The organism is Desulfofundulus sp. (assembly GCF_049701015.1).
Lineage (GTDB): Bacteria > Bacillota > Desulfotomaculia > Desulfotomaculales > Desulfovirgulaceae > Desulfofundulus.
In genome coordinates, this window is record NZ_JBNATZ010000414.1 from 1 (window position 1) to 3,835 (window position 3,835).

At 55.6% G+C, this 3,835-nt stretch carries 3 protein-coding genes; 2 read left to right on the forward strand and 1 reads right to left on the reverse strand.

What is annotated here, in order from left to right:
• Positions 1-41: 41 nt before the first annotated feature.
• Positions 42-242 carry a hypothetical protein gene (locus tag ACPLUI_RS14980; protein ID WP_424661039.1) on the reverse strand — a complete coding sequence of 67 codons (201 nt, stop codon included), beginning with the start codon at positions 240-242 and terminating at the stop codon, positions 42-44.
• 634 nt (positions 243-876) lie between these two features.
• Here ACPLUI_RS14980 and ACPLUI_RS14985 point away from each other — a divergent pair.
• A complete protein-coding gene (locus ACPLUI_RS14985) occupies positions 877-2,325 on the forward strand; it encodes a copper amine oxidase N-terminal domain-containing protein (RefSeq protein ID WP_424661040.1) in 1,449 nt (482 codons plus the stop codon).
• An 84-nt stretch (positions 2,326-2,409) separates the two neighbouring features.
• Complete coding sequence (locus tag ACPLUI_RS14990) at positions 2,410-3,561, forward strand: TolC family protein (protein ID WP_424661041.1); 1,152 nt, start codon at positions 2,410-2,412, stop codon at positions 3,559-3,561.
• Positions 3,562-3,835: the final 274 nt, after the last annotated feature.

A 3,835-nucleotide genomic window follows, 5' to 3' on the forward strand; every position in this document is an offset into this window, starting at 1 on the left:
GGGAAAAAGAAAATCCAACAAGAAACACATCTAAAAGGAGGTCAAAACTGGATGCTGAAATCCAGGAAACTCATCGCCATCCTGGCCACCCTGGCCCTGCTGGCGACGTTGCTGGTACCCATGGTCGGCCCGGCGGCGGCGGCGACTACGTACAGCATGTCGTATGTAAAAACAGTGACTGCCGGTGCTCCTAACGAAAGTCTTGGCAACTTAATGATCACAATGAGTGGACCGGATGCCATGAATAGTGTGAATAGCTTTGTATATTTGGTTCTCCCGTCCACTCCTAATGATTGTGGTTTTGCCTATGGTATTGGAAATGGGCCAAGCGTCACAGGTACCAATTTCTTTGATACTAAAAATGGTGCGAGTATTACTGTCACACAGATGAGCCGTTATGAGATGCTGGTAAAAGTTAATAGTGTAGCATCTTCTACTTATACAGATACATCTAAAGACAGCATTATCAGCATCCCCTTAAATGTCAATGTTCCCAGCGGCTTTTCAGGTGAGCTGGCTCTGACGGCTGTGGCACCTTCCGATTCAGTCTTTTCCAGCGGTCGTATCGTGATTGCCCGCGTGGGCAGCGGGTCGATATCTTTAGCTGCTGAGAGCGTGCCGACTGTTACTAATCAAGCCTACGGTTACGTTGGCCTTATTGATGTCAGTGAAAACGTCGCTGGTGCTCTGGCCGGCAAGTTGAAACTGACACTTCCGTCCGGTTTCAAGTGGGATACCTCACATATCTCAGTAATGCCAATTTGGGGCAATGTTGCTCTAGATACAGCAAAAGGTAATGCTGCTACACCAGGCATCGCTACTGATAATGACGGGCGCGAGTTAGACCTCTGGTTTACAACATCAACTCAAGCTAGCTTGGTAAAAATTCATGCAGCGATTACAGTTGATGAGTCTGTGGCCAGACCGGGCGATATTACTGTCACCATAGGCGGTGACCCCACCTATAGCCCTGACAGCCTGGTTGTTGCTAAGTATGGCGATTACGGTTTAACTGTTAAAGCTTTCTCAACCAAGGAATTGATCGCAGGCCAAGTTGCGCAGGATATTGGGAAACTTGAGATCGACGAGTCTGCCCCTGGCAGCATTATTCCTGGTCGCACCCTCACTTTGACATTGCCTGACGGTCTTAGGTGGTCTGCTCTGCCACAAAAGGATGGCGATAACAGTAAGAATAGCGGTAGTCTTGATATAGATACCAAGGCTATCGTTGACAGTGACGGCAAGATGCTCAAACTGACTTTCAAAAACCAGACTTCCACTGACGCTGCTTCTCTCGTATTGAAGAGTATGCAGGTAACCCCTGCTCCTGATTTCAGCGGCGACGTAGTAGTTACGCTGGGTGGCAGCCTGGGTGTGACAGGTACGGTAGTGCTGGGTACTGTCAAGGCTCCTGTTTCTGTAAGTGCTTCCTCTACGCCTACAGTCAAACTTGGCGTCAGCGGTCAGCCTGTGGGCGACATCACAATTACCGAGAATGTCGCGGGGGCTGTAAATGGTGGGAGCGTAAAATATGCCAGCGTTGGTACCGATAAATTAGTTGCTTCTGGAACTGATAGTACTAAGACCAGTCAGCTGATGTTGAAGCTCCCCGCTGGCGTGACGTTTAGCGGTACACCGACTGTTACGGTCACTGACGGTGACCTGCAGGTGGACCAGACTTCTGTCAAAACTGACACGACCAGTTCCAATGAAGGTCTGCTGTACTTCAATGTCAAGAGTACCAGCACCAAGCCTTCGACCATCAAGATCAGCGGTATTAAATTGACCCTTGACCGTACTGTACCCGAAGGTGACATTGTGGTTAAGGTGAGGGGTACCGCGGTCAACCAGACACTGGACAAGGATGGCAAAGACACTGTCTTTACAGGTCACCAGGATGTAGCCAAGGTTGTTGTGGCCAACTGCGTCACCCCCGCTCCTGGTGAGCAGAAAGTCACCGCCAGCTTCAAGGTCGGCGACAACAGCTTCACCGTGAACGGTGCCGCCCAGACCATGGATGTGGCCCCGTACGTGAAGAACGGCCGGACTTACGTGCCGGTGAGGTATGTGGCCCAGGCTCTGGGTGTGGCTCCCGAGAACATCCTGTACAGCGGCGGCAAGGTTACCCTGATCAAGGGTGACAAGGTCGTGCAGCTCACCATCGGCAGCAACGTCCTGCTGATCAACGGCGTGGCCGTGAACATGGACGTGAAGGCCGAAGTGACCAGCGGCCGGACCATGCTGCCCTTCCGGTGGGTCGCCCAGGCGCTCGGCGCCACGGTGAACTGGGACGAATCCACCCAGACCGTCACCATGCAGCTCTAGTAATCGCGTGAGCGAGAGGAGCCCGGGTTTTCCTGGAAAATCCGGGCTCATTCTTCCTCCTGGTAGCGTTAGGAGGTGTGACACTTGCACCGTATACGGTCTGAGTTCCTGGCCCTTGTTTTGTGCGTCCTCCTGGCTCTCGCACCTGCTGCCGTTGCCTTCGGTGCTACCGGCCCGGCTCCCGCGGGGCTGACCCTGCAGCAGGCGGTGGACATGGCCTTGAGCAACAGCAGCACCCTGAGGGCGGACGCGCTGGCCATCGACCGGGCGAAGTATGACCGGGACGCGGCCGGCCTGGCGGTGTCTTTTACTCCGACCGGCCAGACGACCCCGCAGGCGGAAGCTGCTTTTACCAAACTCATGCAGGCCGACCTGGCCTGGCAGATGGCCAAGAAAACTTACGACGCGGATAAAGATACCGTGGTCATGAAAGTCTACCAGGCTTACGCCGCCGTGCTCCAGGCCGCCGCGGCGGTGGACGCGGCCCAGCAGGCCCTGGACAGCGCGGACTGGCAGCACCGCGCGGCGGTGGCCGGCTACCGCGTGGGCACGCTGAGCAGGTCGCAGATGGTACAGGCTGATGCGTCCACGGCCGGCGCGAAGGCGCAGCTGGAGGCTGCGAAAAAGGCGCTGGACGACGCCTACCAGAAGTTCGACCAGCTTGTCGGGCTGCCGGCGGGTGTGAGGCCGGTCCTGTCGGATAGGCCCGCCTATGCGCCGCTGAACGTGGACAGCCTGGAGGCGGAGGTTTCCAGGGCGGTGGACGCCAGCCCTTACGTGTGGCTGGCGCAGCGCAATATCGACCTGGCCAGGATCGCGCTGGACATATACAGCTATGGTCCGGCCGAGGCCCATACGTATAAAGCCACCGAGCTGGGCGTGCCCATTGCCGAAGAACAGGCCGCCAGCGCCAGGGACCAGATGGCCCAGCTTGTCCGCTCGCTGTATTATGGCATCAGGCAGCTTGAAGAAAACTACGCCGGGCTCCAGCAGAAGGTGGCCGTGGACGAGGAGAACCTGCGCGTCGTGCAGGTGAAATACCGCGTCGGCATGGCCACCAGGGTGGAGCTGGCCGCCGCGCAGGCCGCCCTGGCCGGTGACAAGCGAGATTTGGTGAACCTGCTCTGCCAGCACCAGGTCCTGGTGCAGGCCTTTAAAACTCCCTGGGCCTACGCGGGGGCTGCAGGCAGCAGCGGCAGTACGGCATCCGGTTCTGGTGGGAGCAGCAGCCGGTAGGTCTGAGCAGGGTTTGAATCCGTAAAGTTACTTCAGATCCAAATTGGAGGTTTCAAGGGTTTCAACAAGGGTTTCAATTTGAAGGTTTCTATACTTAACCCCCGTTCAATCGTTGGTGACCATAAAACCCGCAAGCCTCACCAGGGTTTCGCGGGCTTTATTTATTTCTGGCGCTATTTCTGGCGGGCCGCGGTTTTCCATATCTTCGTTAATTGTGTATTGACAACGTTATCCTTGTCTCCATATACTTAACTTGGTGAAATTTTTGGGGTGT

Bases quoted from the DNA above. Each gene is read 5' to 3' on its own strand.
- ACPLUI_RS14980 (WP_424661039.1), bottom strand. From the start codon at position 242: ATGGCATCCGGTCCACTCATTGTGATCATTAAGTTGCCAAGACTTTCG.